The organism is Pseudomonas sp. DD1 (assembly GCF_044510355.1).
GTDB classification, from domain to species: Bacteria; Pseudomonadota; Gammaproteobacteria; order Pseudomonadales; family Pseudomonadaceae; genus Aquipseudomonas; species Aquipseudomonas shahriarae.
Map to the genome: position 1 here is coordinate 159,656 of NZ_MSAJ01000011.1, position 24,850 is coordinate 184,505.

Below are 24,850 nucleotides of genomic sequence, written 5' to 3' on the forward strand. Positions count from 1 at the left end.
GGAATGCGTAACGACTCGATATCGTCATGGATCTGCTTTCAGCCATTCCAAACGCTGCGCCAAGCGCACCGCTGGCGCCTATCACCAAGGCGTTCATTTCAAAGGAACTGTTCATTGAGTCTCTCCTGCAAGCCTGCGCGAGCTCCGAGCGTTAACTGCGTTGCCCAATCAGTTGCAGGAACTCCAGCCGCGTAGCGGACGACTCACGAAAGGCGCCCAGCATCACTGAGGTGGTCATCACCGAGTTTTGTTTCTCCACGCCCCGCATCATCATGCACATGTGCTTTGCCTCAATGACCACGGCCACGCCGGCCGCATCAGTGATGTGCGCAATAGCGTCGGCAATTTGCTTTGTAAGGTTTTCCTGGATCTGTAAGCGGCGGGCGAACATATCGACGACCCGGGCGACTTTCGACAGGCCCAGCACCCGCCCAGTGGGGATGTAGGCAACATGAGCCTTGCCGATGAAGGGGAGCAGGTGATGCTCACACAAAGAATACAGTTCGATGTCGCGCACGATGACCATTTCATCGTTTTGCGATTCGAACAATGCGCCGTTGATCAAATCCTCTAGACTGATCGTGTAGCCATTGCACAGGTACTGCATCGCTTTGGCTGCACGCTTGGGAGTATCCAGCAGTCCTTCACGCTCAGGGTTCTCGCCGACGCCGACGAGAATTTCACGGTAATGCTCGGCTATTGATGTGTTCATTAAGATTCCTCGAAGCCATGCTGCTCTCACCGTCAAATTGCAGCGCCAGTGGTCAATTTTTATTGTACATTATCTAATGCGCTGTACAGGTTCTGTATAGGGTAGGCCTAAAAAAACCACCTGACAATGTGCGCCATTCCTAGGCGTGATGCGTATGGGGTGGCTGGCGCAGGCACCATTTCTGCGCGATGCGCGTGCCCCCCCCTGGACAGACCGTCGGAGTCCGTTTGTGTGGCTGTAACGCCGACCTGAGGATTCGGCTGTACAAATTAATTGTTTTGTATAGCTTTTGGCGTGCCCGCAGCTGCGATCCCAATTGCTGGGCGGTTCTAAACCCCTGAGACCGTTGAGGAGTTGCACATGTTAAAGGTATTGATAGTTCTGCTAAGCATTGGTCTCGCGAGTTGCAGCCGGGTAGATGTGCATACTTACCGCCAGGAGATGCCCACCCTTGAGCTACGCGATTTTTTCGAGGGGCGGGTCGAAGCTTGGGGCATGTTTCAAAAGCGATCAGGTGAGGTGGTCAAGCGCTTCCACGTGGAGATCAATGGCCAGTCCGAAGGCAATAAGTTAATACTCGATGAGTCATTTACTTACAGCGATGGCACTAAACAAAAACGGGTATGGACGCTAACGCCAGTTGGTCATAACCAATGGCGCGGAACCGCTGCCGACGTGGTGGGGGAGGCGCGTGGTGAGATGGCAGGCAATACCCTGCGCTGGAAATACGTACTTAGCCTTCCTGTGGATGGTAAGGAGTATCAGGTTGAATTAGACGACTGGATGTACCTTATGGACAAGAACACCATGATCAATCGCTCGTTCATGACCAAATTCGGAGTGGAGGTAGGCCAGATCACTTTGTTCTTCCGTAAGCAACCTTGAGTAGTCAGGGCCGGCGGCAGGTACATCCTCCACGTTTCCGGTGTTCAACCCACTGTGGAAGTAACTCCAGCCTGATCCAGATCTCGGGTTCTGGCATAGGAGTAGAAAGCGAGGATCGCGCGCAGATGTGCCGCCGCCGTATTGTAAGCCCGGTGCCTGAGTCTGAGTTGGACGTAGATGAACGGAACGAGTATGGGCAACGGCTCCGCGTTACCAGCGTGCACGAGCAGCGGAACACGCTGACCTGAAGAGAAACGGCACTGAATCAGCTTCATCGGCAGCCACCACATTGAATGACTCGTCATGAACACGAAGAACATGGCCCGTTGAGAGAGTGGACGTCAGAAACGGATTTGTCGAATCAGTGGCTAGACAGCTCATGAACATCTATGACATGACCTGTAGTTTAACATAATATACATTATGCGAATCGTCCTATACGGACGTGAGAGCGTCTGGTGGTCAGATTTAAAGCCTGGCTCACATGGGCTCCGCTTCCTGATCGAGATCAGGCGGCAATTCAAGCGGCGGCATTCTATAAAACACGATGAACACATCTTTGCTGCCCAGCTCACGATACCAGTGCACAACGTCCTCAATCAGTTCGTCCAAGACGCCGATCAGAATATCGTCGTAACCTCCAGGAGCTCCGGCTTCATATCGATAACGCGCATTGGTGAAACTTCACGATCCTTCTCGATCCAATGCTCGTGACGATCAAGCCGAATACGTTGCCTGATCGGTTCAGGTATCGCATGAAACAACGTAAGCAAATCGTGCTTGTTAGGGCCTCTGTCTTTCCGATAAGCCGGGATTCTGTCTGTCGCTTTCAAATGCTCATGCGCAGTTTTTATTGCGCCCATGTCCAGTTCGTAAGTTTCATTGACTTGGCCAAGGTTGTCATTGGGCTTTGACACGAAGCTTTTGAGCAGCATTTCCATGCCAAGCGCTTTCAACCATCCAGGGCGACAAATTTGTCATTACAACAGTCCTTTCACTCGTTTTCGGTCAGTGCTTAGACACCAAAGCCAGGAGCTTCGCAACGCTGGAGCCCTTGATTTAGGTGGCTTGTTACCGATTACGCGTGTCTGCTTGCAGCTTTGAAAGATACAGCACACCCTTGGAAGATAGTGACCAAGGATGAACGACCCCTAGTTCATTAATGCGCTACCCTCCTCCATCAATAACGGATAATTATAACTAAGCTAAATGACTATTTAGTTGAGTTATATTGAACGGCTTTAGTGATGCGGACCTTAAATTGTAAAATCGATTTGCTGCGTATCCTGGGCTGAATAGTAGCTAAAGTAACGAACTGAACAGCGATTACCATCTACAGACTGAGCTAATCTGCTGGCTAAAAATAGAGACCATCCAGATCCATCCCCTCCACAGATTCCTGAAAAAGCTTGAGCTCTAGGGCTAGCATGTTCTGGATTAAGGGTAGATCTACCCTCCTCAGCCAGTATTTATTCGATCGTTTCTATTGTCGGTAACTGGGTGGCGAACTTAGGCGCCTTTAGAAAGCAGATTATGGGCCCACAATGATCGACCTTGCAGCACCCGCCTCTATGGCCCGAAGAGGCGACCTCTTCATTGACTCCACTCCACAACACAGCAAAGCACGTAACCATTGCCGGTGGAGCAGCAATAGAAATCTTACGTGAAAAATCAGCGCTCGGAAGTAAACTTTGAAATTTCGGGAAGTAAATCGTTGAAACGGTGGTCTCGAGTTCGGAGATCAGTTTTACCTGCAAGCTTAAGGCCTGGCACCTGTAACGCTCAGATGGCGCGGATTCAAATACGGTGCTGCGTGAAATGTAAGTGATTACCTTGGGCTTGGCTGCCGAGATTTTACTGCTCGGAGCGCTGCCGGCGCAGTAAAAAAGTGAACATTTCTCGAATATAACACTGCGCATTATTTACAATCGAACTCATCAATATCAACTATGCAGTTTCTACCCATGGATTTTGCGTGATAGAGCGCGCTATCTGCGGAGGTCAACAACTGCTTGAGAGTAGATCGCGATTCACTCATCGAGGCACATCCAATACTGACCGTGACTTTGATTTCCTCACCACCAGCATCGACACTAGATGCTTCAATACTGCTCCTGAGTCGCTCTGCAATAACCGAGGCCTCAAGGCTATTGCTCTTAGGCAACATAACGACAAATTCCTCACCTCCAAATCTGGCTATAGTATCTCCAGGGCGAAGTACTCCCTCGGCAACTTTTACTATAGACTTAAGAACTTCATCACCAACAGGATGCCCATAACGATCATTAACATGCTTAAAGTGATCTGCATCTAGCATGATTATCGAAATGGAGTGCCCGTATCGATTTGCCCGCGCAAACTCTTTCTCTGCCACGTTGAAAAAGTGAGCACGATTGAATGCGCCTGTGAGGTGATCTTTAGTAAGTAAGTTGGCCAGATTATCACTCGACACCTTTCTCTCGGTGATATCGCGAAACACAACGGTATACCCAGAAAACTCGTCATGTTCTTCGCGCAGAACGGCGATCATTGTTTGAGCAAAAAAAATCTGTCCTGATTTGTGTTGGCAAAGGTAGTCTCTTGAATGCCAACCTTCCTCACGCGCGAATGTGAGAAGCTCATCCAAAACATTTACTTCCAATGCCGTCAAATTACAGAACCGGCGCAACGTTTCCCCGATTGCCTCAGCCTCGGTGTAACCTGTTAAACGCTCTGCCGAAGGGCTCCAGCTATTAATTACTCCCTGCTTATCTAGACCGAGGACTGCGAAATCGTTAACGATAGTGTAGATGGCGTCCAACCATGAATCGGTCTGCCTTAGCCTCCTTTCCGTTGCAACTTGGAATGAGATATCAGTCAGAACTGTTATCAAAACCTCGGCATTGACTTTTACAATTGTACAGGCAAGAACAATCCCGCCGTCGGCCGCGGATGACACATGGACTCTGTGATTTACGCATATTGATCCGCACGACTCTTTGAAACTCGTTACAAGGTTACGTAACTCAGGGGCCACGGAAGAAAGCGTTTCAAATAGATTTTCAAGCCCCACAAACTTAACCAATGGCATCAGCAATTGTGTCGCCATAGGATTAAGCATGTCAATTTTTCCGCTGGGGTCGGTTCTTACCAGTCCTACTGGCGATAGGTACATAAATGAAAGTAATGCTTCATATTCTGACTCGATTGAATCATTGCACTCCTCGATACTACTCATTTTAGTGCCCACTCAACCAGCAAGAAGCGGGTATTGTTATCAGTTTTTTTAAGTAGTCTTAATTTCACGGGTATTGGCCGCATTCTAAGCGCTAGAACGTATGAAATGATTACGTCTAACTCTGGCTCATTCTCGAACCTGTGAGCGACGATTGCATTATTCATGCAGGGTGCAATCTCCAGGAATAAATTTTTACCTAGAACACGTGCCTGCCGTAAGCCCGCGCTTACAGCTTCAATAGTATTATAGATTAGCACTTCTGAAGCGTCATTGAAGCCAATGATGCCGAAGTTCAGCGCATCCAACTGATCCGATGAACTCAACAAATCTTTGATAGATGCGCCTTCGAATGTAAGATTCATTTTTTGCTCACTCGCAAAGTAAAATATTAAATATTGAACACCTCAGCCTGACTGCATTCAACCTGCTAAATAGCAATGATACAAAGGCAGGAAACTTAACGCTTCGCCAAAGGCGCGTTTTAGCTAAAAAATCATTGGCGCCTCGACGCGGGCCTATCCAATCTACGCTTTATCCCACGCCCGGGGAGCTACCAGAGCCATAGCTTGAAATGCAGGCCTCGAAAACCAAAAACCCTGCATTAGATAAACTCCGCAGTCGATGAAGAAATCACGCTCCTCGGCATGTTCGATTCCCTCTGCAATTATTTCAATGCCCAGTTCCGCACAAATGATCACAACACCACGGACAATAGCCTGACGGGAGCGATCACGATGGATGTTACGTACTAACGCTATGTCGATCTTTATAAAATCTGGTTGAAAATCTGCCAATAGTGTGAGCCCTGAATAACCTGAGCCAAAGTCATCAATTGCTGTTTTGAAGCCAAGCTCTCGGTACTCACGTAGAATATTGGCAAGGTGATGATTGTTTTCAACATACTCGCTTTCGACTGTTTCAAAAATCAGTCGGTCGAGCCGAAAATTATGAATTTGCGCCGCTTCCAATGTGCTTCTAATGCATAGTTCTGGCCGGTAAACCGCGTTGGGTAAAAAATTAATCGATAGACTCTGCGTCATTCCAAGTTGCGCAGCCGTGGAGATGGCACGCATGCGGCAAAGCTGATCGAATCGATAACGGTTGTGGTCGTTTACTTTTTCCAGCACTGACAGCGCATTTTCACCATTGATACCTCTCACCAACGCCTCATGTGCAAAAACAGACTGATCACGCACGTCCACGATTGGTTGAAAAGCGAAACTAAATTCTAAATCCGGCTCGCTATTGGTTTTGCAACCTTGGCAACCAGTAGGTGACTTCAATGAGCGAGGAAAAATTGTCACGCCGGACTCCAAAAATTAATAATATTTTTATGATAGCTATTCCAGGCAACGCTTGAGTATTGGAATAAATAATGAATTAACTTATGAAGGAAGTTGTGTGACTTGGTAGGGAGCTTGGATGATAGCACTTTATAAATACATTACTTCTTTCCGGCTGATAAATTTACTACTCTCAGCCTTTAAAATAATGGAGCGCCGTCAAAAACGCTTATAGATTATGGGCTTATCCTTGTTTCATGCCACCCAGCTTTTTTGATATTTTTTTAAATCAACAGCATGATTAATATGCATTGACTTTCAGCTCAGTCCGATATTCAAGAGTTGAATAATTCAGAAGGCCTTACAAATCAGTGCATTTTAGGGGCCAAAATAGACCACTTTAGAAACCTTCTGTTAATAGCTCGTGCAATTACTCCAGCTGACTGGAATCTACCGGATGCCCCCGGCGTCAACTTGCTGCAGAGAATCCGCGAAAACGACCAGGATACGCCGCTGATCATGATCACCGGGCGTGCTGATCGAGACAGTGTACTAGCAGTCAAATCGCTGAAAATCAGTGCGTTTTTTACTAAGCCATTTCAAGTTTCACGGGTCGTAGAATGCCTGAACGTACTCCTTCCTCTTGATGAGTTTCCTCGCACCCCTACGATTAAGATGAGGTGTTATCACTATCCGCATCCCTGTGCGGAAGCTGTAACGCAACTCCGCTGTGCCGCCTCTTTTAGGGAAGTGAGCGAGCCATAAAATGGCTGCCCATGCATTAAAGCAGTTCCCGTGACGCACGCTTCACCAAGACGACAGCCTGGTCGCGAACACTTCGCTTTACGACAGCTATAGTTAAAGGCCTTGGGGAAACGCGAGCAAACCGACTTCGCAGGTGCTGCCATGAAACAAATCGATCTGACGGTGCTCTTCATCGTATTTATCACGGTTGCCAGTGCCGTACATGCGGACCACAGCCCCATGCAAACTGCCGCTTCGAGCAGTACGCTGCTCTACTACGGGCCAAACCAACCCTTTGCCCACCCTGCCCCGCCGACGCTGGATCCCGTGCCACTAGGCTCCTATATCCCGAGCGAACCCCAGGACTTCGTACCGATCGCAAGCAGGCATGTGTTCTATGACTCACAATTACCCACGGTGGCGGATGCCAGCGTGCGGGTCTTTATCCGCTCCTATGATCCTGTACGCGGGGTGTACGTCAACGACGAGGTGCTCACCCCCTCCTGCCTGCTGGCCTGCCTTGCCCTTAAAGGCCAGGTGACTCCTTAATACATTTACCACGGACGCTTTTCCGGACGTGCAAGGTTCAGTTTTTCGATCCGGTAACGCAGCATGTCGCGGCTCAAGCCCAGCAATCGCGCAGACTTGGTGACGTTCCAGTCGGTCTTGTCGAGCATCTTGCGGACCATGTCGCGCTCGACCTCCGGCAGGTTCATCGATTCAACCCCGTTGCCGGGTCGAGGTTCGATGTATTGCAGGTCCCGCAGGACCATCGGCTCATCCATCAGGCTCAGGCATACGTTCAATTGGTGCGGCGCAATGGAATCGCTCTGCGCCAGCAAAACGGTCTGCTCAAGCATGTTGCGAAGCTCGCGCACGTTGCCTGGCCACGTGTAGCTGAGCAGCAACTCTTCGGCTTGATCGCTGAAATACAAGTGCGGTTTACCATAGCGTTTGCCGTGGATTGCCAGGAAATGCCGAGCCAGTAGTAATACATCAGCGCCTCGGGCGTGCAGACGCGGTACGTTGATCGAGATAATCCGCAGGCGGAAGAACAGGTCGCGCCGAAACTTACCTTGCTGGACCATTTGCTCAAGGTTGCAATTGGTCGCGCTGATCACCCGCAAATCGACTTTGCGCTCTTTCACCGAACCCACTCGACGAATGGTTCGGTCCTCCAGCAGTTTTAGCAGTTTGGCTTGCAGTAACAGGTCCATCTCACCGACTTCATCGAGAAACAGCGTCCCGCCGTCGGCGGCTTCGACCAGCCCGACCCGGCGATCCTTGGCGTCGGTGAAAGCCCCCTTCTCGTGGCCGAACAATTCCGATTCCACCAAGTTGGACGGAATCGACGCACAGTTGAATTCGATGAACGGTCCCTTGGCACGCGGGCCGTCGAAGTGCAGAGCCCTGGCCACCAGTTCCTTGCCAGTGCCGGTTTCGCCTTCCACCAGCACTGGCGGCAAGTCGGTGTTTGCCATCCGGCGCTCGGCGTCGAGCAATTGTCCGATGGTGCCTTTCAAGTAGACCATCGGTGCTGAATCACCGATTAACGCCTGCACACCGGACTTCTGCGCTTCGCGTTCCTGATAGAACGACAGCGTGCGCTCCATGCGGTCGGTGGCCAATGCCTTGTCCAGCAGCAGCTTGAGTTCCGGCAGCGCCACCGGTTTGGTGACGTAGTGGAAGGCGCCTTCTTTCATCGCCACCACAGCGTCTTCGACGTTGCCGTAGCCCGTCATCATGATCACTTTCAGTTGCGGCGCGCTGATGCGCAACTTCTGGATCAGGTCATGACCGCTCATGCCTGGCAACGAGTTGTCGGTCAGCACCACGTCGGGAACGAAGGTGTTCAGTTGCTCCAGTGCTTCCTCAGCCGAGTGGCAGATCGTCACCTCGAAATCCTTGCGCTCGAGGTAGGTCTGGATGTTTGCGGCGAGGAGTTCATCATCCTCAACCAGTAGTATGCTGTGCTCCATATTCCACTCCCGTTGCCACTTTAAAATTCAGACAAACACGGGTTCCTTCCTGCTCCTGACTGGTCAGCACGACCGAGCCATGGAAGCGTTCCATTATTCTTTTGACCAAGGCCAGGCCAACGCCCAGCCCGCCCTGTTTGGTGGTGAAAAACGGCTTGAAGACCATCTGTTGCTGCTGCTTGGTCATGCCTTTTCCGGTATCGCCGAGAGTCATGGTCAGCTGCCCCGGGCTGGGCGAATGGATGTCGACACTCATCACGCCGCCCTTGGGCATGGCTTCGAGCGCATTGGCGAACAGGCTATTGAGAATTTGTGTGAGCAAGACCTGCTGGCAAACCACCGGCGGAACGCTCTGTGGGTTAAAACGTACCTCGACGTTGGAACGTTTGATCAGGGGGTCGAAGGCACTCAACGTATCGTCGATGGCCAGCACCAGGTCCACAGACTCAAAGTCGTCGTTCATTGGCCGCAACGACACCAGCAATTCGCGCACCCATCGGGACATGCGGTCGACCTGATTGATGATGTCGCCGATATTCTTTTGAGCGTTCTGGCAGGCAACCTCCTGGGCCAGTTCGGCGCTGGTGCGGATGGTCGCCAAAGGGTTGCGCAAGCTGTGGGCGACTGCCGTGGACATTTCCCCCAGAGCGACAAAGGTTTCGTTGCTGATCAATTGCTTCTGCTGGCTTTGCAGTAGCGTAGCGGCCCGCCGGACGATCGAGAACAACGCCAGGTAAATCACCGCTCCGCCGAGCAGCGTTGCGATCCAGATCGCCTTGAAGCCGCGCTGGATACGCTCCACCAGATCCCCTGGTTCCTTGTAGATCTCCACCATGGCAATCACTTTGCTCTTCTCCGCGTTGAACATCGGAATGTAGTTCTCGATGAACAGCAATTGCGGCTCCCGCAACAGCATTTGCTCAGGGCGTTCTTCGTCGATCTTGTGATAGCTGGAGGACACCGGCACCTTCATCTCGAAGGATTCATCCAGCTCCTCGTCATTCTCAATGTGCTTCCCGACCAGTTGTGGGTTGGTCGACCAAATTACCGTACGGTCCAGGGCATAAACCGTGGCCAGGAGGATATCCGGCAAGTGCTCCACATGGTCGAGGAATTCGATGCGGGCAGCGGCGCGCACCGCCGCGTCCACATCGGGATAGAGAGGGTCCTGGCGCGGATCAAGCATTTCGCCCATGGTTCTGTTCGGGCTGATCCCGGCGTGGCGAATTTCGGCATCACCGATTGCCTGGACAAATTGCGCGGTCAGCAGAGCATCGCGTTCAATACTTTCGTTGACCACAAAACGCGTGGAAATGTAGCCGAGGCCCAGCGCCACGGCGGCGATGAAGAAAAAACTGACCAGCGAGAACCAGCGCAGCAGATTGAACTGGCCGCCCCACCCCTTGCGTTTTGCTGCTGCCATAGGGGGCGCAGGTACTTTTTGTTCTGATAGCTGCATGGGAATTGTCCTGGATGCTCGCTTCAAACCTATCTGGCCGTTGTCACGAAGAGTGTAGGCTGCATTGATCATGATCGACGGGCCAATCGTTTTATTTCACGTTAGTTGATCTGCGTCAAAGGAGTGGCCAGAGGCTGCTGACGGTCGGTCTCCTCCTGCAAGAAGCCGATGATGGCCCGCGCCGCTTGGTCGTCCAGGCGCAGGTTGGGCATCGGGATCTTGTCGAACCGTTGGTAAAGCTCAACAGCAACCGGATCTTTTTCCGCGAGCATGCGGTCCGGCTCGCGAATCCAGCGGTTGAGCCAGGCGGGTTCGCGCTGACGAGTCACGCCGAGCAGGTCTGGACCGATGCCCCGCATGCCGATGCCTTGCCCGTCTTGCGGGCCCAGGCTGTGACACGAGGCGCAACGGGTGCGGAACAATTCTTCACCATTGCTCGGCGGGCGAATTTCAGGCGCATCAGCGTAGCTTTCTTCTATGCTGGGCTGTTTCCAGTTCTGCAAGGTGTTAGCCAATTGGTCGGCGAGAATCCACGGATTTTCAAACGGTGAAGCTTTCATCCAGCGCCCGCTGGCCTGGTTGCCGACGATCAGGCTCAGGTTGTGGTCCTTGCTGCGGCCGTTGTCGACGCCGTCGATAAACAACCCGAGTTTTTTGCGCAGTTGGGTGACGTCTGCAAACTCGCCCGTCAGGAACTTCCAGCCCGGCCCCACCTTAAAGCGTTGTGCATAAGCGTTCAGCACCTCGGGGGTATCGCTGAGCGGATCGATGCTGATGGAGTAGAAGAAAATGTCCTGGCCGACCCGGTCCCCCAGCAACTTCTGGACCTGGCGCAGGCGTGCGGTTTCCAGTGGGCAGGAGTCGCTGCATGAGGTGAAGATGAAGTTGATCACCACCACTTTGCCTTTGATCAGGTCGTCGAAAAAGTGTACCTGCCGACCGTCCTGGTCGGTCAGCAAGGTATTGGGGAAGTAGTCACCACCCCAAGGAGTGGCGGACTCGGTCGGCGCCGGCGGATTCGTCTCGTGTGCCACCAGCACCTGGCTGCCCAGCAGGCAGGTGACCAGCATCAACACCATGTGCATGCCCCGCGCCTGGGAGCGTGGCGTATACAAAGGCCTGTCGACGCCTACGCGGTTCACTTCTGGACCTGCACTTGCGGGCCGAAGCCATCACCGGTGCGGAAGGTTGGCAACGCCGCAGAGTTGACGTAGCGCACGCCATCCCAGCTCGGCAAGGGTGTGGGCATCAACTGGAATTGCCCGGGTTTCTCAATATCCCAACGCAGCAGCATCGAATTGTCCTCATGCTGGGTGTTGTGACAATGCTCCATGTACGTCCCGGCGAATTCGCGGAAGTGGATCGCCATCTCGACGCTGTCCAGACCGTCGTTTTCCGAACCGATACGGTACACGTCTTTGCGCGCCCACTTTTCCCATTCCGGTGGTGCCTTACCCCCGCGACTGAGGATGATTCCCTCCTCGAAGTGCACATGCACCGGGTGGCTCCAGCCCTTTCCGCCGGCCTTGATGTTCCACACTTCCAGGGTGCCAAAACCACTGACGCCAGCATCGGTGGGGCCTGAGGCCAATTTGGTCGCGGTGTTCAGGCGGCGCGGGTCCATATGGAAGCCAAAGCCCCCATCGGTCTTGACTGTCCACGGTGCTTCATCGGTGCCGTCGGAACGGCCGAAGGTGAAGGTGCGGTGACGGGCGTTGGCCAGCAGCACTTTGTCGGCGGCGTTGTCGCGGTGAATTTTTAGAGGAATCATCACCATGCCCTCGGCCTTACCGGGTTTGGCGGGCTCGTACGCTGCCGGGTCCATGGCCAGGTCCTGCCCCGTGTAGGCCTTGACGTTGAGCTGCAAGACCTTCCCTACGCCCGGGTCGCCCTTGTCCCACTGCGGTCCCTGGCTACCCTGTTTGATCACCGCCAGATACTTTTCCGACAATACGTCGCCTAGGGCAATCGGCTCCTTCGGACCTTTTCCGTCGTCGTGGGCCATCAGGTTGACCAAGAACAGCTTGTCGCCAGGCTTTATGCCGTTCTTGGCGAAATTGATGAGGATGTCGAAGCGCTCGGCGATGCCCTGTGTAGGGAGGATCGCGTTATGGTTCTGTTTATCGCCGTCTGCATCGAGGTCCATGCTGCCGTCGAACGGCACGCTGTGTTCCATGATGTTGCCGTCGTTCGCAATCATGTGGAACGGTACGCGGGCATAAGAAACGCCAGCGTTTTTCGGCCCTTGAAATTCACCACTGCTGCCCTTGATCTCACGAACCACGGCGAACTTGAAGTAACGCGACACCGACCCATTCAGGATGCGAAACCGATAGCTGCGGGCACGAACATCCAGCGTCGGTTTCCACTGCCAGTTGACCAGTACTTGATCACCGAGGAAGCCGTCGGTGTTGAACGGGTTGAACCATAGCTGGCCAGCCTGATCCCACGCCTTGTCAGCGAATACCAGATTAACGTCATAGTCGCGATTACCCCACGGTAAAGCCCTGCCGCTGGGGAGACGCAGGTTGACGCCGTCGTTCACCGATTCGTTGCCACGGTCCAGGGCGCTGTAGTAGTTCATCATTGCCGCGTTGCCCTTGTAGACGTTCTGCGCGGTGAAATCGAGCATGTGGTCGTGGAACCAGTGGGTACTCATGGTTTCGCGCCAGTCGCCACGAATCTTGATGGTGCCGTGGTCGCAGGTTTTGCGGCTGGGGTTGAGGTCGTTGGTCCACAGGGTTTCGCCCGGCGCGCAGGGGAATGCTGCGCGCGGATCATGGGCGTCGGTGTTGATGCTGTCATAACCGGCCAGTTGGATCGGCCAGCGATAGTCGTAATACTGGCCCGGAAAGAAAAAGGCGTTGGCATAGCCGTCGCTTTCCGCCGGCGCATGGCCGTTGTGTTCGTGGGTACTGATGGTATGCAGGCCAAAACCCATGTTGGCCGACGGATCAATCGGCAGACCGTTGTAATGGCGCATCAGCACAGGCTGACCGTAACGCACCATCAGCAGTTTGGGCGGCAAGGTGCCGTCGAACGTCCAGACCGAGTTGTGATTCTGTACCGGCATGTTGGGGTGAAAGCGCGGATCGACACCCTTGGCGGTGCCATCCGTTGCCGGCACACCGGCAACATTGTGATAGAGACCACCTGGACCGAACTCGCCCAGGGCATAGCCGTGCATCTGTCGAGCGTCACGCCAACCGCTGTTGAGCCGGGCACCGGTTTGCACGGTTTTGTAGGCCACTTGCGGGTAGAACTCGTTCCAGCGCTGGTGCGACCAACCCTTTCCAGGTGGACGACCTTCAGCAGAGGAGCCGATATGGCGATTGAGGTACAGCTCAATCTGTGGCTGCCACGGGTTGCGATCAACCACGTTGGAGAATTGGCTGGGGAATGGCGTCAGCCCGGTCTGCCGCAAAAAGGCATCGAGCGCTGGGCCCGGTGGTGCACTGCGGGCCGCATTGCTAGGGTCCTGCTGGGGCAACGGGCCAACGGCGGGCGGAGGAAACCCCAACAGGGCTGCAGGCGTGGCGGCGTCGAGCTTTTCGGGGCCGAACTCTTCGAACAACACCAACTGCTGAGTGAACGGTTGGGCGCCGTACAGCGGGCTCGGTTTGCCATTGGTGGGATAGTTGAAACGGGTCTGCGCGCTAAGCGGCAGCAGGTTTTCCACCCGGGTGGTGTCCCGTGAGCCTTTGATGCCATCGGGTAGATCGAAGGCGTCTTCGTTGGCATCCGGCAGGCTCAGAATGCCGTTCAGGGCGGCCGGCTTATCAGCCGGTTCGTCCAGGTACGCCGAGGGGTCGGAAGGCTCGGGCTGACGCTCATCGTCAATCGGGCTGGCGCGCAGCGGGGTTGTGCCCAGCGTTATCGCTAGAAGAATGCCCAGTGGGGTCAACAGGCCGGACCACTTACAGGTGCAGCGCATTTTTGTGTCCATTACCAGCCGCCTCGAAGTTGTGAAGGGGGGTAATGGTGTTTTGCAATTACCTCGCCAGACTTTTAACGGCCTTGCACAAAAGCATTAGTACCTTATAAAGCAACGAGTTACTCGTATCATTAGGCCGCTCACGGCTCAGTGACTGGGGAATGGCACCCGCTAACGGGTAAAGGTCATCCCCGTTTTCAGGGGATTAATTTGAAAGACAGGCGAACAAAAGTGCCCTCGCCTTCACGACTGTCGAGGGTCACCGCGCCGTCAAAACGCTCCATGATCCGCTTCACCAGCACCAGCCCGACACCAAGCCCGGCCTGCTTGGTGGAGAAGAACGGCCGGAAGGCCAGGTTGCGCTGCTCTTCGTTCATGCCTTTACCGGTGTCGCTCAGCACCAGGCAGACGCATCGGGCATCGGTCGGTTCCAGGGTGACGGTCAGCGTACCGCCCTTATCCATCGCCTCCAGGGCATTTGCCATCAGCCTGTTGAGGATCTGCATCAACTGCACCTGCTGGCTCAGGACCATCGGTGTTTGTCGCGGGTTGAACACCACATGAACCCCCGCCCGAGCAATTTTCTGCTCGAGCGCCATGAGGCTGTCGTGGACTGCCGCCACCAGGTTCACCGGCTCGGGATCGTCGTTGAGCGGTCGCAAAGATTGCAGCAGTTCGCTGACCCACGTCGACATGCGATCGACTTGGCCGATGATGTCGCTGATATTCTTGCGTGCCGGGCCTCCGTCGAACTCCAGGGCCAATTCCGCGCTGGAACGAATAGTCGCCAACGGATTGCGCAAACTATGAGCGACGGCTGAAGACATTTCGCCCAAGGCGACTAAGGTTTCGTTGGTGATCAGTTGTTTTTGTTGTTGCGCCAGCAGAATCGCTGCCCGCCGCACAATCCAGTACAAACCCAGGTAAATCAACCCGCCACCCAGCGCGGTCGCCAGCCAGATCAGCGCCAGGCCGCGCCCTATACGGCTGATCAGGTCCTGGGGCTCCTTGTAGATCTCGACCATCGCCGTGACATTCTTGCCCTCGGCATCAAACAGCGGAATGTAATTTTCAATAAAGATGTAATCCGGAGGCGTGACAAATTTTTGCTCCATTCGCGCGGTATCAACATCGTGATAACTGGCCGAGACCGGGGTCTTCAAATCGAAGGCCTGATCCAGGTCCTCGTCGGTGTGAATCGTGGTGCCCATCAGTGCCGGGTTGGTGGACCAGATCACCAGGCGGTCAGGGGCGTAGATATTGGCCAGGATAACGTCCGGCAGGTTGGCAATATGGTCGAGGAATTCGCCCCGGGCCTTGGCCCGCGCCGCAGGATCAACGTCGGGAAAGTTCTTGTCCTGGCGTGGGTCGAGTAACTCGCCCATGGTCCGCACGTTTGGGATCGACACATGGCGCACCTCGGCCGAGGCGATCGCTTGAATGAACTGCGACGTCAACAATGCATCGCGCTGTACGCTCTCGCTGATCACGAACTGGGTAGACACCGCACCCAGGGCAACCGCCACCGTCGCTATCACGGCCATGCTGATGAGTGAAAACCAGCGCAGCAGGTTGAACGGTCGCTTAAGCATGCTTAAGCGAATGTTGCCTTCCGCTGGTGGGTGTATGTCTGCGTGCATGGTCATGAACATTGATCCAGGCGATTCACCTATAGGGTTATAGCCCACTGTGCCCGCTTTGTCCGTTTCCCCATCTCTCCCCAATGCTGGGGACACTGGCCCATTCCGACTGCTGCCCCTCGATCTCTCCGGTAATGCTGCACGCCCGTGGCACCGGGGCTTTGCCGGCGGTTACACCCGGTTGGTATGGAAGTTGCGCTGCCCCCCTCAACTGGCCCGCTACCTAGGGACAGGCACTCCGATAGAGGGATTACTCATGCACCCTTTACTGTCCAAAACGGCGGCCGCTCTGGTCGTTAGCGCTCTGGCCCAAAGCGCCGCACACGCCACGTTGTTTGCCGTCGACCCCGGTCCCTACGTGCCGGCCAATGGCTCGTTCGCCGCCTGGTATCAAGACACTCATGGCCGAACCCTCGACCTGTGTCTGTCCAAAACCACCAGCTCACGGGTACCCAGTGCACCGGGCGCACCGTCGTACATGTGCAACCTGTTGCCGACCCCCGGTGTCTTCGACGATGCGCAACCTGTCGTCTTCCCCACCAACTTTCCCGATGAAGCTTTCTGGTTCACTGCCGATGCCGCCATCGTCGATGCTGCCAGGGGTATCGATCTGGGGTATGGCAGCGCCATCGAAGCGGCATTTGCCGGCGGAGAGCCGATTGAAGGTGACCAGGTCAGCTTCGCCCGCATTCGCATTCGCGTCGATGTGCCCACCGCCGGCACCTATGTCATCACCCACCCTTATGGCATCGACGTGTTCAACGTCGATGTGCCTGGACGGCGTGCGATCAACATGACCCGAGACATCGGTATTGGGGTACCGAACACCTTTAACGGTGCGCTCAAGGGTGACGTCGGACCGTTCCTGCGCAGTGTCAACGGCCCCTACACCGAAACCAATCCGGTGACTGGTGCCGCTGAAAAATTCATCGGTGACCCGAATATTTCGGAAGCGGTGACCGGCAGCCCGTTCAACACCAACTTCATCCGCATCGAAGGGCCCAACGGACTGGATATTCGCACGACGGTGTTTGCCATCTCCGGCATGTTGTCCACGGTGGTCCGGCCGACCCCGATGATCACCCAGCGCAGCACGTACTCCCGACACGCTGGCATCAGCGCACCGGTGGCCCAGCAAGACGTTTTTGTGATGGCGCCACCACCGCCGGCCACCGTAGCACTGACCAGCAGCAGCCCGGAGCTGAGCCTGACCGAAGCCGATACCACCGGAAGCTGGTATGCCCAGTCCTCCACCAACCCGACCTTGCCAAGCACCTTACAGGTGACGGCCGACAACCATATGGCCATTGCGGCCAGCACGCCGATCACTCTGCCGATGGCCCTGACCGACCTGGTGGTGGTTTCGCGCGCCGAATACAGCCTCAGCTCCGGGCAACTCACGCTTGTAGCTTCGACCAGTGATGAAACCTCACCGCCTGTACTCACAGCGTCGTCCGCCAACGGTACCGCCATCGGCGCCCTCAGTGGCGATGGCGCAGTGAAAACCCTGACCACCGGGATCTCGCCAATTCCACCCGCCAAGGTAAGCGTGACGTCATCCAATGGCGGCAGCGATACCGAAGAAGTGGTCATCGTGCAATGAACACTCTCATGCCCAGATCCTCATCAGGAGGCATCATGAACAATTGGCCACGCCTGGCGCTCAATGCCCTGGGACTGACTCTCTTGCTGTCCGGCAATGCTTTCGCGCAACTCGCCGATTTCGACCCCGGCCCTTATACCTTTGCCACCGGGAAATTTCCGATGTGGTATGAGGACAACAATCAACTGAAGATGGAGCTGTGCCAGTCCCTGGCCGTAAGCTCTCGGACTCCGGCCACGGTGCCACCGTCGTACATGTGCATCCTTGGGGTCGAGCCAGGTGTATACGACGACACACTGCCGATGATCTTTCCCGACAACTGGCCACCGGAAGCGTTCTGGTTTCACGCCGAAACGGCTATCCCGCAAATCGGTAACAGCGGGTATGAACTGGAGGTTTATGTAGCCGGGATTGAGGCGGCATTTGCCAACGAAAATCCGGTCGATGGGGATCAGCAAAGCTTCGCGCGGATCCGTTTGCGCGTTTCGGTGCCAACCGCCGGGACCTATACCATCACCCATCCTTACGGGGTGGAAACCATCAACGTCACCACGCCTGGCCGTCGTGCCATCAACATCACCCGGGACATCGGCATCAGTGTGCCTGGCGTGTTCAACGGCGTGCTGGCGGGCAATATCGGACCGTTTCTGCGCAGCGTCAACGGCCCTTACACCGAGGTAAACCCGGACAACGGCGGCATCGACACCTTCATCGGCGATCCAAACCTCACCGAACAAGTCACCGGTAGCCCTAACAACACTAACTTCGTCCGCATCCAGGGGCCGGCCGGAACTATTCAGACCAGCCTGTTCAACGTGTCCGGAAAAATTCTCGACAACCGGGCCCAAACACCCGTGGAGATCAGCCGCGCAACCTACCGACGCACCGGCTCCGGTGTGGGCACTACCCAGGTTGAAGTGTTTGCCAAATCGGCTAACAGCTCAACCTTGTGCTTGCGTGAAACCCTCGCCCTTGTAGCAGGCCCACCTGTGTCGCCGTGCCTGAAGAGCCTTTTGGGTGACAACAATGGCTTGTTCTTTGGCCAAGATCTGGTCAGTGGCGCCCGGCCTTCGGTGTTGGTGGTTACTGCCACTAATCCGACCGGCACCACGCGCCCTACGGCGGTATCGAGCAAGCTCACAGACCTGGTAAAAATCCAGACCGCGCGCTACAGCTGGAGCAATCACAGCCTGCTGATCGAAGCCACCTCCACCGACGAAGTGGCAGTGCCGGACATGGTTGCCCAGGGCTACGGACGCCTGTCGAAATCCGGCACTTTGCAACGCTTGACCGTGGCCGACCTGACCCAACCACCGGCCAGCGTTACGGTAAAATCCGCGGCGGGCGGCAGTGACACGGAGCTTGTTGTCGTCGTCGGCACCGCGCCATCAACTGGCGAGAACCAGGCGCCGGTCGCCGTGGCAGACACGGGCAGCACCAGTTTTGGGGTGCCGATCACCCTTAACCTGCTGGCCAACGACAGCGACCCGGACGCCAACGTACCGCTGAGCATCAGCGCACTGACCCAACCCGCTGCCGGCCAAGGCACCGTCGCCTTGAACGGTACCACCGCAGTGGTCTACACCCCGCCAGCCGTGGTCGCTACCCCGTTGACCACGACCTTCACTTACAAGGCCCAGGACGTCAAAGGCCTGGTTTCGGCTACCGCTGCGACCGTGACCATTACCGTGGCGCCTAACCGGCCACCGGTGGCGGTTGCCGATAGCATTGCGACCCTGGGCGTGGCGATCCCGATCAACGTGTTGGCCAACGACACTGATCCTGAAGGCAACGTGCCGCTCGGCGTCGCCAGCCTTACCCAGCCGGCGGCGGGTCGCGGTACCGTCAGCAGTAACGGCACAGTGATCACCTACACCCCGCCGGCTACCGTCACAACGGCATTCACCACGACCTTCACCTACATCGCCCGGGACAGCTTCGGCGCCCTGTCGACGCCGGCCACCGTCACGGTGCAAGTCTCGCCACGCCCTGCGACGGAAACCTTCACCGTGACCACCGCCACGGTCCAGGCCCGCTCCAACAACCGCTTCAACTGGGACTTTGCGGGGACCTCATCGGTGACTACCGGCAACACCATCACTGTCCAGGTGACCACCCCGACCGGACTGGTCACCCTGGGCACCACCACGGTACCGGTGACCGGTCGCTGGCGGCTGACAGTAAGCAACGTCACCAACGTGATCCCGTCAGCCAACCCGACGGCGACCATCCGGTCGTCCCAGGGCACCGTGCGCACGGTGTCGGTGACCTCGCTCTGAGCCCTTGCCCCATTGACCGTCAAGGTCGGTGGGGCTGGCCCAACTCCTAAGGACAACGCCATGCAAACGCCGACCGCCGCCCTGCTCTGCCTGTTTTTTCTCTGCTGCGGCGCAGGCACCCGAGCCGACGACTTAATGGACAACGACGACCTGGCCCCCAGTGCCGACCTCGGCGAACTGCCGTCCCCGATTGGCCAGCACGTGCTGATCGACCAGAACGGCCAGGCCAACGCGGCACTGCTGCAACAGACCGGTCAATCGTTACTCGGGCGCATCGTCCAGTCGGGCAGCAACCAGGAAGCATTCATCCTGCAACAGGGCAGCGACCTGATGGCACAGATCACCCAGCAAGGTTCTGGCAACGCCGCATCCATCACCCAAAACGGCAGCCACAACCGCGCGCAGATTACCCAGAACGGTAATAACAACGACGCCAGCATTGATCAGGCGGGCGCGGGGCTTTCGAGCGCCGTGACCCAGTCGGGAAACGGCATGAGCGTTTCGGTCAAACAATATCGCTAAGCACTGCAACACCCTGGAGGTTTCATCATGTTTAAATTGACGCCCCTCACCGCCGCCATACTGGTCATTATCAGTGCTCAGGCTTTGGCCGACGACAGCGTTTCAACGCAGAACCAGGTCGGCACTGCCAACATCGCCGATGTAACGCAACGCGTGGCCCCGTTCAGCACCGCCGCCCAACAACAACTCGGCCAGGGCAACGACGCGGCCGCCCTGCAAGACAACGCCACCAGCAGCATCGACCAGACTCAGCTCGGCGATTACAACGCCGGCTACGCTGAGCAGCTCTACGAAAATGGCAGCACCATTACCCAGCAACAGGTCGGCAGCTTCAACATCAGCCATGCCAGTCAGTCGATCGGCAGCACTGCCAACGAGGTGCTTCAACAGCAGCAAGGCAGTGGCAATTTCTCGTTCGTCTATCAGGACACTCAAGAAGGCACGTCCGGTAAAACTTTCCAGTTCGGTGATAACAACGAGGCCAACATCGAACAGATCCAGTATGGCATTGCCAACAATGCGCTAATCATTCAGTACGGCAGCACCAACGATGCGACCGCCGAACAGATCAGTCACATGAGCGGCCAACTCGGCATCAACCAGTACGGCGAAGGCAACTATGCCTATGGCGACCAGCGCAACGGCCACGGCGGCAATCTGACCATTAACCAGTTCGGCGGCTTCAACGCCAGCGAAGTCTGGCAAGACGCGCAAACCGCCAGCCTGGCCACCGTTAACCAATACGGGCAGACCAACGAAACCGTGGTCGATCAAAGTTTTGGCGAAAACAACGTGGCGCAGGTGCTGCAAGTCGGCGACCTCAACGCGATCTATGCCGACCAATTCGAGTCCATGGGCTCAACACTTGCGTTGTATCAGCAAGGTACGGGCAATGTGCACTTCACCTACCAGAGCGGCGACAGCCACGTGCTCAACGCCACGTCGGTGGGGAATGGCAACAAGGTCTACGCCAGCAACTGGAAAGGTCCGCAGTTGGGCGGCCAGTTCGGCAGTAACCAGCGAGCTACCATCAACCAGAACGGCACTCAGAACGTGGCGAGTTTCACCCAGGATGGCATCGGCCACATCATGACCACCCATCAAAACGGTACAGGCAACAAGACCACCGTCAGCCAGGCCGACAGCTACAACGAACTGTATTTCGACCAGAACGGCAGTGACAACATCCTCGTCGCCGATCAGCGCGGCACGACTAACCTCGCACAGGGGTATTCTTCCGGCTCGGGGAACAGCACCGAGTTTGACCAGTCCGACACGGGGAACCGGGCGTATACCGCGCAAATGTATGGCAGTGATAACCAGATCTCTGTCAAGCAAGCGGGCAGCATGAACGTCTCGTACGTGACCCAGGGCGGGACCGGGAACATTGCCAACGTTGATCAGAGTGGCATGACACAAATGGCGACGGTGCAACAGTTCGGTACCGCGAACCAGGCGAGCGTTCTGCAGCAATAGTCGCGACGTAAAAAAACCGCGGCCCTTTGCGGGGTCGCGGTTTTTTATCATTGTTTATTCAGCGTCGGGATCAACCTTGTTCTGACTCAAATACCGGCCCAGCGTCTCATCCTGCACAAGAGAAGCATTGTCTCCCGCGACCTGCCACAAACGCCGCTCAATCCCCTGGGCCAGCAAATGTCCCACCGCAGACTCAATCGCCGACAACACACACAACTGCGCCGGCTCGTTGGTTGTATAACCCACTTCAGCTTCAAGCAACTTTTTGAACTCGATAAACTTGAACACTCCGGCGCTGCGCCCTACCGAGTAGATAGTCTTACTGGTCATTACGTTGGCCAATACCTGCCCACTGCGCACATCCACGGCCCGCAGGTTCACCGACACCTGGTCCACCCGATACTCCCGGGAGATATCGATCCCCAGGTACCGCGCACCCTCCCCGCCGCTGCGCACGTTAGTGTCATAAGCGATAATCCCGCCCTCCAGCATCAAATTCGCCGCCTGTAACGGTGGCAGCTCGCCTTGGATGTTCAGCGGCGTATTCGGTTTTTTTTGCGAAGCACGAATGATTTTGCGTTCGGTCAGCAGGTTCTGCAGCCCTTCGCGCTCCAGCACCACAAACCAGCCACTGACCTGCAACGCGTCCATCAACATGCTCGCTGCGCCTTGAGTCACGCTGGTGGAAAACGAGCTGGCCGGGGTTGGTTTATATTGCCCGGTCTGGTCGCGAAAACCGTACACCACGGCCATCAAACGGCCTTTGGGCCGCGGCATGTTCAAAAGGTCGTAGTAGGTCGAGGCCCGTGGTGTGAGCGTCGGTGATTCGGAGTCCTGCTCGGCCGGCATCGTGTCGCGCAAACTGCAGCCCTGTATTGCCGCCAGCATCAGCCCTAGCGCCAGTATATTCTTCATGTTCTTCACTCCCCGGCAGCCCGAATCCCGATCAAGGGTTGAGGCCATTCACCTGAATGTCCGAAACTTCACCCGTTGCACGATCAGTCACTTGAATGCTCAGTGCGCCGGAGTCGTCGATGACGTTGACGATAAAACTGTCGGTGGACAGACTCCCGGTATTGCCCGTGGAGATGTTGTCCAGCAATTGCCCCAGCAACCGCGACTCCAGCTGACTGGTGAAACGTTCAAGGGCCGAGGTTCCTGCCAACGCAGTGCGGCTTTTCAGGTCAGGATCGTCGTAGTCGTTTTGCGACTGTGCGTTGTTGAGCAGCCATGTGCCGTTTAGCGGGTTACCGCCGAACGATGGGTTGACCGGCGTGTAGACCAGCTCGGTCGCATGCACCAGGCAGCAACTGCCCAGTCCAAGAACCCAGACGCCGGTGCGCTGTGAGAACGTCTTCTTGTTCATAATTCGTCCTTCTCCAGGTCGGTGGTGTCCTGCAATAAGACTTCCAGCTTGCGCTGGACAATCTGCACCCGGACCCAGTCGGCGGCGGCGTATGCCTCGTCTTTGAGTTCCACGGTGTTGGGCGGCAGGAAGCGCCGGTAAACCAAGCGTTGTTGATATTCCACGGTCACCAGGCTGCCCCAGCGGGCCGAGGGCCGCTCCCGCACCACGAGGTTGAAATCCATGGGACTGGTGGCGCGCAGGCGATCACTGAACGAGTAATAAAAGTCATGGCCGATGTGGGAAATCGTGTCGTCAACGATGAACCCCATCATTTCGTCCTCTTCACTGGCCGACGTGAAAGACGTCATCAACATCAGCAGCAACCCCAGGCAATGTCTGTTCATGGCGTGATCGCCTTAGGGGCCGCAGACCGGGTTTGCGCCGGGCCGGACGCACCATCGAGAAACGCCTTTTCGGCCACGAACTGCCAATCCTGGTAGCTCGCCATGCCAACGAAGTCTGACCACTGGGGCGGGAAGTCAGCCTGTTTGAGCGGCAGGTCCGTAGCCGGGCTGTAGAGGCCGGTGATGCGCCCGTCAAAGCCGCGCATCAGCGTCCACTCTCCACCGCCAATCGGGTCCGGATACAACTGCCGCAGATGGTGTGCGGGAGTTGGAAAACGCTCATCCTGCAGCAGGTCTTCGAGTGCTTTGGGGTACTGCGCCACCCCCGGAGAACTGCGGTAATAGCTACGCAGCGCCTGTGCGTATTGCGTGCCGACCCACAACAACTGCCGTTCGCGGTCACGCCTTGAGGCGCTGGACCACAACTCACCGACGCTCGTCAGCCCCATGCCCATCAAGGCAATCATCAACAGCACGCCCAGGTAGGTGAAACCCGCTTGACTGGGAGGTTTACCACTCGGAATAAAGACTGCCATCACGCGCCCTCCCGCTAGCACCACTTTTGATATCGGCGACAGAGCCGGACACGCCATCCGGCGGCGCCACCAGCACCCAGAGATCTTTGCGCTCGGCAATCGGGTCCATCGGAAGGTTGCGCAGGTAGCGCTTCTCCACCAGTTGCTCGACGGAGTCGGGATAACGCCCGGTATCACCGTAGTAGTGATCCAGTGCTTCACGCATCACTGACAGACTTTGGTGCAGGGTGGTCTCTTTCGAGGCCTCCAGGCTGGCGAAGTAGCGTGGCAAGGCAATCGTCATAAGGGTCGCGATGATTGCCATGACCACCATCAACTCCAGCAGGGTAAAGCCTTTTTCCCGGCGCATAGATTCACCACTCGCGGTAGGCAATGCCGTTGAGGCCCTTGCCCGGGGCTTTGGAGTAGACGTCAAACACGTCCTCACCTTCCCGCGGGTTTTGAGCGGTACTGTCGTAGGCGCGCAGGCCCCAGCCACCGTCATCGTTACGCTTGACCGGCAGCAGCGGGTCATGAGGCACCCGGCGCAAAAAGTAGAATTTAGCCCCCTTGGCACTGCGTACATCGCGCACGCCATCCACCAACACTTGCAGGCTTGGCGGGTAGCCGCTGCTGTTCAGCGACTTCTCGATATAGCCGGCGTCAAAGGCACGTTTGTAGGCGTCTATGGCATCACGAACCTGGTATAGCGCCGCCCGCATGTCCTGCTCCTTGCCACGGCGCACAACGGTTTCGGTCAAGGGTGCGGCCATGCCGGCCAACAGGCCGATCAGGGCCAGCGTCACCACGACTTCGATTAAGGTAAAACCACGCTGGCAGGTTTTCATGG

The 24,850-nt window shown here is 56.1% G+C and carries 24 protein-coding genes; 7 read left to right on the forward strand and 17 right to left on the reverse strand.

Features of this window, described 5'->3' with window-relative positions; translation table 11 throughout:
- Positions 1 to 151 precede the first annotated feature (151 nt).
- The gene (gene folE / locus PSFL_RS08650; protein ID WP_057436461.1) at positions 152 to 712 is read right to left on the reverse strand and encodes a GTP cyclohydrolase I FolE; all 561 of its coding nucleotides are present in this window, start codon (positions 710 to 712) and stop codon (positions 152 to 154) included.
- A gap of 360 nt (positions 713 to 1,072) precedes the next feature.
- Here folE and PSFL_RS08655 point away from each other — a divergent pair, with 360 nt between their 5' ends.
- Entirely contained in the window at positions 1,073 to 1,597 is a 525-nt protein-coding gene (locus PSFL_RS08655; protein WP_128593075.1) for a DUF3833 domain-containing protein, read from the forward strand.
- Between the two features lie 480 nt (positions 1,598 to 2,077).
- On the opposite strand, the gene PSFL_RS08660 is transcribed toward PSFL_RS08655, so the two are convergent.
- From PSFL_RS08660 to PSFL_RS08680, 5 genes are all read right to left on the reverse strand, one after another.
- Positions 2,078 to 2,209, reverse strand: coding sequence for a hypothetical protein (locus PSFL_RS08660; RefSeq protein ID WP_269835556.1), 132 nt, complete (start codon positions 2,207 to 2,209; stop codon positions 2,078 to 2,080).
- 8 nt (positions 2,210 to 2,217) lie between these two features.
- Positions 2,218 to 2,538 (reverse strand): hypothetical protein, encoded by a 321-nt coding sequence (locus PSFL_RS08665; protein ID WP_315492285.1) that lies wholly within the window; start codon positions 2,536 to 2,538, stop codon positions 2,218 to 2,220.
- A gap of 977 nt (positions 2,539 to 3,515) precedes the next feature.
- Positions 3,516 to 4,814, reverse strand: a complete 1,299-nt coding sequence (locus PSFL_RS08670) for a sensor domain-containing diguanylate cyclase (protein WP_273879720.1) — start codon at positions 4,812 to 4,814, stop codon at positions 3,516 to 3,518.
- Positions 4,811 to 5,176 carry a hypothetical protein gene (locus tag PSFL_RS08675; RefSeq protein ID WP_057436473.1) on the reverse strand — a complete coding sequence of 122 codons (366 nt, stop codon included), beginning with the start codon at positions 5,174 to 5,176 and terminating at the stop codon, positions 4,811 to 4,813. Before PSFL_RS08675 ends, PSFL_RS08670 begins: the two co-directional genes overlap by 4 nt.
- Before the next feature lie 162 nt (positions 5,177 to 5,338).
- On the reverse strand, positions 5,339 to 6,118 hold the full coding sequence (locus PSFL_RS08680) for an EAL domain-containing protein (protein ID WP_057436476.1): 780 nt from the start codon (positions 6,116 to 6,118) through the stop codon (positions 5,339 to 5,341).
- A 321-nt stretch (positions 6,119 to 6,439) separates the two neighbouring features.
- On the opposite strand from PSFL_RS08680, the gene PSFL_RS08685 reads away from it, so the two are divergent.
- Both PSFL_RS08685 and PSFL_RS08690 read left to right on the forward strand, forming a co-directional pair.
- A complete protein-coding gene (locus PSFL_RS08685) occupies positions 6,440 to 6,862 on the forward strand; it encodes a response regulator (protein WP_397469916.1) in 423 nt (140 codons plus the stop codon).
- 141 nt (positions 6,863 to 7,003) lie between these two features.
- Entirely contained in the window at positions 7,004 to 7,390 is a 387-nt protein-coding gene (locus PSFL_RS08690; protein ID WP_057436478.1) for a hypothetical protein, read from the forward strand.
- A gap of 5 nt (positions 7,391 to 7,395) precedes the next feature.
- Here PSFL_RS08690 and PSFL_RS08695 read toward each other — a convergent pair whose 3' ends face one another.
- The 5 genes from PSFL_RS08695 to PSFL_RS08715 form a co-directional block, all read right to left on the reverse strand.
- Positions 7,396 to 8,820, reverse strand: a complete 1,425-nt coding sequence (locus tag PSFL_RS08695) for a sigma-54 dependent transcriptional regulator (protein ID WP_198848765.1) — start codon at positions 8,818 to 8,820, stop codon at positions 7,396 to 7,398.
- Entirely contained in the window at positions 8,795 to 10,279 is a 1,485-nt protein-coding gene (locus PSFL_RS08700) for a sensor histidine kinase (protein ID WP_057436482.1), read from the reverse strand. Before PSFL_RS08700 ends, PSFL_RS08695 begins: the two co-directional genes overlap by 26 nt.
- 101 nt (positions 10,280 to 10,380) lie before the next feature.
- Entirely contained in the window at positions 10,381 to 11,364 is a 984-nt protein-coding gene (locus tag PSFL_RS08705; RefSeq protein WP_198848766.1) for an SCO family protein, read from the reverse strand.
- Positions 11,365 to 11,417: 53 nt separating this feature from the next.
- A complete protein-coding gene (locus PSFL_RS08710; protein ID WP_233092045.1) occupies positions 11,418 to 14,213 on the reverse strand; it encodes a multicopper oxidase domain-containing protein in 2,796 nt (931 codons plus the stop codon).
- Between the two features lie 197 nt (positions 14,214 to 14,410).
- A complete protein-coding gene (locus tag PSFL_RS08715) occupies positions 14,411 to 15,859 on the reverse strand; it encodes an ATP-binding protein (protein ID WP_057436494.1) in 1,449 nt (482 codons plus the stop codon).
- 250 nt (positions 15,860 to 16,109) lie between these two features.
- Between PSFL_RS08715 and PSFL_RS08720 the strand changes: the two genes are divergently transcribed.
- The 4 genes from PSFL_RS08720 to PSFL_RS08735 are packed head-to-tail and all read left to right on the forward strand — an operon-like array spanning position 16,110 to position 21,733.
- Positions 16,110 to 17,456 (forward strand): hypothetical protein, encoded by a 1,347-nt coding sequence (locus tag PSFL_RS08720; protein ID WP_273872829.1) that lies wholly within the window; start codon positions 16,110 to 16,112, stop codon positions 17,454 to 17,456.
- A gap of 35 nt (positions 17,457 to 17,491) precedes the next feature.
- Entirely contained in the window at positions 17,492 to 19,735 is a 2,244-nt protein-coding gene (locus PSFL_RS08725) for an Ig-like domain-containing protein (RefSeq protein WP_315492282.1), read from the forward strand.
- Between the two features lie 60 nt (positions 19,736 to 19,795).
- Positions 19,796 to 20,257: a curlin gene (locus PSFL_RS08730; protein ID WP_057436496.1), complete on the forward strand. Its 462-nt coding sequence runs from the start codon at positions 19,796 to 19,798 to the stop codon at positions 20,255 to 20,257.
- A gap of 27 nt (positions 20,258 to 20,284) precedes the next feature.
- Entirely contained in the window at positions 20,285 to 21,733 is a 1,449-nt protein-coding gene (locus tag PSFL_RS08735; RefSeq protein ID WP_273872827.1) for a curlin, read from the forward strand.
- Positions 21,734 to 21,787: 54 nt separating this feature from the next.
- Here PSFL_RS08735 and PSFL_RS08740 read toward each other — a convergent pair whose 3' ends face one another.
- From PSFL_RS08740 to PSFL_RS08765, 6 genes are read right to left on the reverse strand one after another with little or no spacing between them, the layout of a single operon-like run.
- Positions 21,788 to 22,648 carry a CsgG/HfaB family protein gene (locus PSFL_RS08740; protein WP_057436500.1) on the reverse strand — a complete coding sequence of 287 codons (861 nt, stop codon included), beginning with the start codon at positions 22,646 to 22,648 and terminating at the stop codon, positions 21,788 to 21,790.
- Positions 22,649 to 22,679: 31 nt separating this feature from the next.
- Positions 22,680 to 23,099, reverse strand: coding sequence for a curli assembly protein CsgF (locus PSFL_RS08745; RefSeq protein ID WP_057436502.1), 420 nt, complete (start codon positions 23,097 to 23,099; stop codon positions 22,680 to 22,682).
- A complete protein-coding gene (csgE, locus tag PSFL_RS08750; protein WP_057436504.1) occupies positions 23,096 to 23,485 on the reverse strand; it encodes a curli production assembly/transport protein CsgE in 390 nt (129 codons plus the stop codon). Before csgE ends, PSFL_RS08745 begins: the two co-directional genes overlap by 4 nt.
- Complete coding sequence (locus PSFL_RS08755) at positions 23,482 to 24,021, reverse strand: type II secretion system protein (RefSeq protein ID WP_315492281.1); 540 nt, start codon at positions 24,019 to 24,021, stop codon at positions 23,482 to 23,484. The genes csgE and PSFL_RS08755 overlap by 4 nt, the downstream gene beginning before the upstream one ends.
- Complete coding sequence (locus PSFL_RS08760; RefSeq protein WP_315492280.1) at positions 23,996 to 24,370, reverse strand: type II secretion system protein; 375 nt, start codon at positions 24,368 to 24,370, stop codon at positions 23,996 to 23,998. Before PSFL_RS08760 ends, PSFL_RS08755 begins: the two co-directional genes overlap by 26 nt.
- A 4-nt stretch (positions 24,371 to 24,374) precedes the next feature.
- The gene (locus PSFL_RS08765; RefSeq protein ID WP_057436510.1) at positions 24,375 to 24,848 is read right to left on the reverse strand and encodes a type II secretion system protein; all 474 of its coding nucleotides are present in this window, start codon (positions 24,846 to 24,848) and stop codon (positions 24,375 to 24,377) included.
- Positions 24,849 to 24,850: the final 2 nt, after the last annotated feature.

Coding starts and splice junctions, on each gene's coding strand:
- folE (WP_057436461.1), bottom strand. CDS start 712: ATGAACACATCAATAGCCGAGCATTACCGTGAAATTCTCGTCGGCGTC.
- PSFL_RS08655 (WP_128593075.1), top strand. CDS start 1,073: ATGTTAAAGGTATTGATAGTTCTGCTAAGCATTGGTCTCGCGAGTTGC.
- PSFL_RS08665 (WP_315492285.1), bottom strand. CDS start 2,538: ATGGAAATGCTGCTCAAAAGCTTCGTGTCAAAGCCCAATGACAACCTT.
- PSFL_RS08670 (WP_273879720.1), bottom strand. CDS start 4,814: ATGAGTAGTATCGAGGAGTGCAATGATTCAATCGAGTCAGAATATGAA.
- PSFL_RS08675 (WP_057436473.1), bottom strand. CDS start 5,176: ATGAATCTTACATTCGAAGGCGCATCTATCAAAGATTTGTTGAGTTCA.
- PSFL_RS08690 (WP_057436478.1), top strand. CDS start 7,004: ATGAAACAAATCGATCTGACGGTGCTCTTCATCGTATTTATCACGGTT.
- PSFL_RS08695 (WP_198848765.1), bottom strand. CDS start 8,820: ATGGAGCACAGCATACTACTGGTTGAGGATGATGAACTCCTCGCCGCA.
- PSFL_RS08700 (WP_057436482.1), bottom strand. CDS start 10,279: ATGCAGCTATCAGAACAAAAAGTACCTGCGCCCCCTATGGCAGCAGCA.
- PSFL_RS08705 (WP_198848766.1), bottom strand. CDS start 11,364: ATGCACATGGTGTTGATGCTGGTCACCTGCCTGCTGGGCAGCCAGGTG.
- PSFL_RS08710 (WP_233092045.1), bottom strand. CDS start 14,213: ATGCGCTGCACCTGTAAGTGGTCCGGCCTGTTGACCCCACTGGGCATT.
- PSFL_RS08715 (WP_057436494.1), bottom strand. CDS start 15,859: ATGACCATGCACGCAGACATACACCCACCAGCGGAAGGCAACATTCGC.
- PSFL_RS08720 (WP_273872829.1), top strand. CDS start 16,110: ATGCACCCTTTACTGTCCAAAACGGCGGCCGCTCTGGTCGTTAGCGCT.
- PSFL_RS08725 (WP_315492282.1), top strand. CDS start 17,492: ATGAACAATTGGCCACGCCTGGCGCTCAATGCCCTGGGACTGACTCTC.
- PSFL_RS08730 (WP_057436496.1), top strand. CDS start 19,796: ATGCAAACGCCGACCGCCGCCCTGCTCTGCCTGTTTTTTCTCTGCTGC.
- PSFL_RS08735 (WP_273872827.1), top strand. CDS start 20,285: ATGTTTAAATTGACGCCCCTCACCGCCGCCATACTGGTCATTATCAGT.
- PSFL_RS08740 (WP_057436500.1), bottom strand. CDS start 22,648: ATGAAGAATATACTGGCGCTAGGGCTGATGCTGGCGGCAATACAGGGC.
- PSFL_RS08745 (WP_057436502.1), bottom strand. CDS start 23,099: ATGAACAAGAAGACGTTCTCACAGCGCACCGGCGTCTGGGTTCTTGGA.
- csgE (WP_057436504.1), bottom strand. CDS start 23,485: ATGAACAGACATTGCCTGGGGTTGCTGCTGATGTTGATGACGTCTTTC.
- PSFL_RS08755 (WP_315492281.1), bottom strand. CDS start 24,021: ATGGCAGTCTTTATTCCGAGTGGTAAACCTCCCAGTCAAGCGGGTTTC.
- PSFL_RS08760 (WP_315492280.1), bottom strand. CDS start 24,370: ATGCGCCGGGAAAAAGGCTTTACCCTGCTGGAGTTGATGGTGGTCATG.
- PSFL_RS08765 (WP_057436510.1), bottom strand. CDS start 24,848: ATGAAAACCTGCCAGCGTGGTTTTACCTTAATCGAAGTCGTGGTGACG.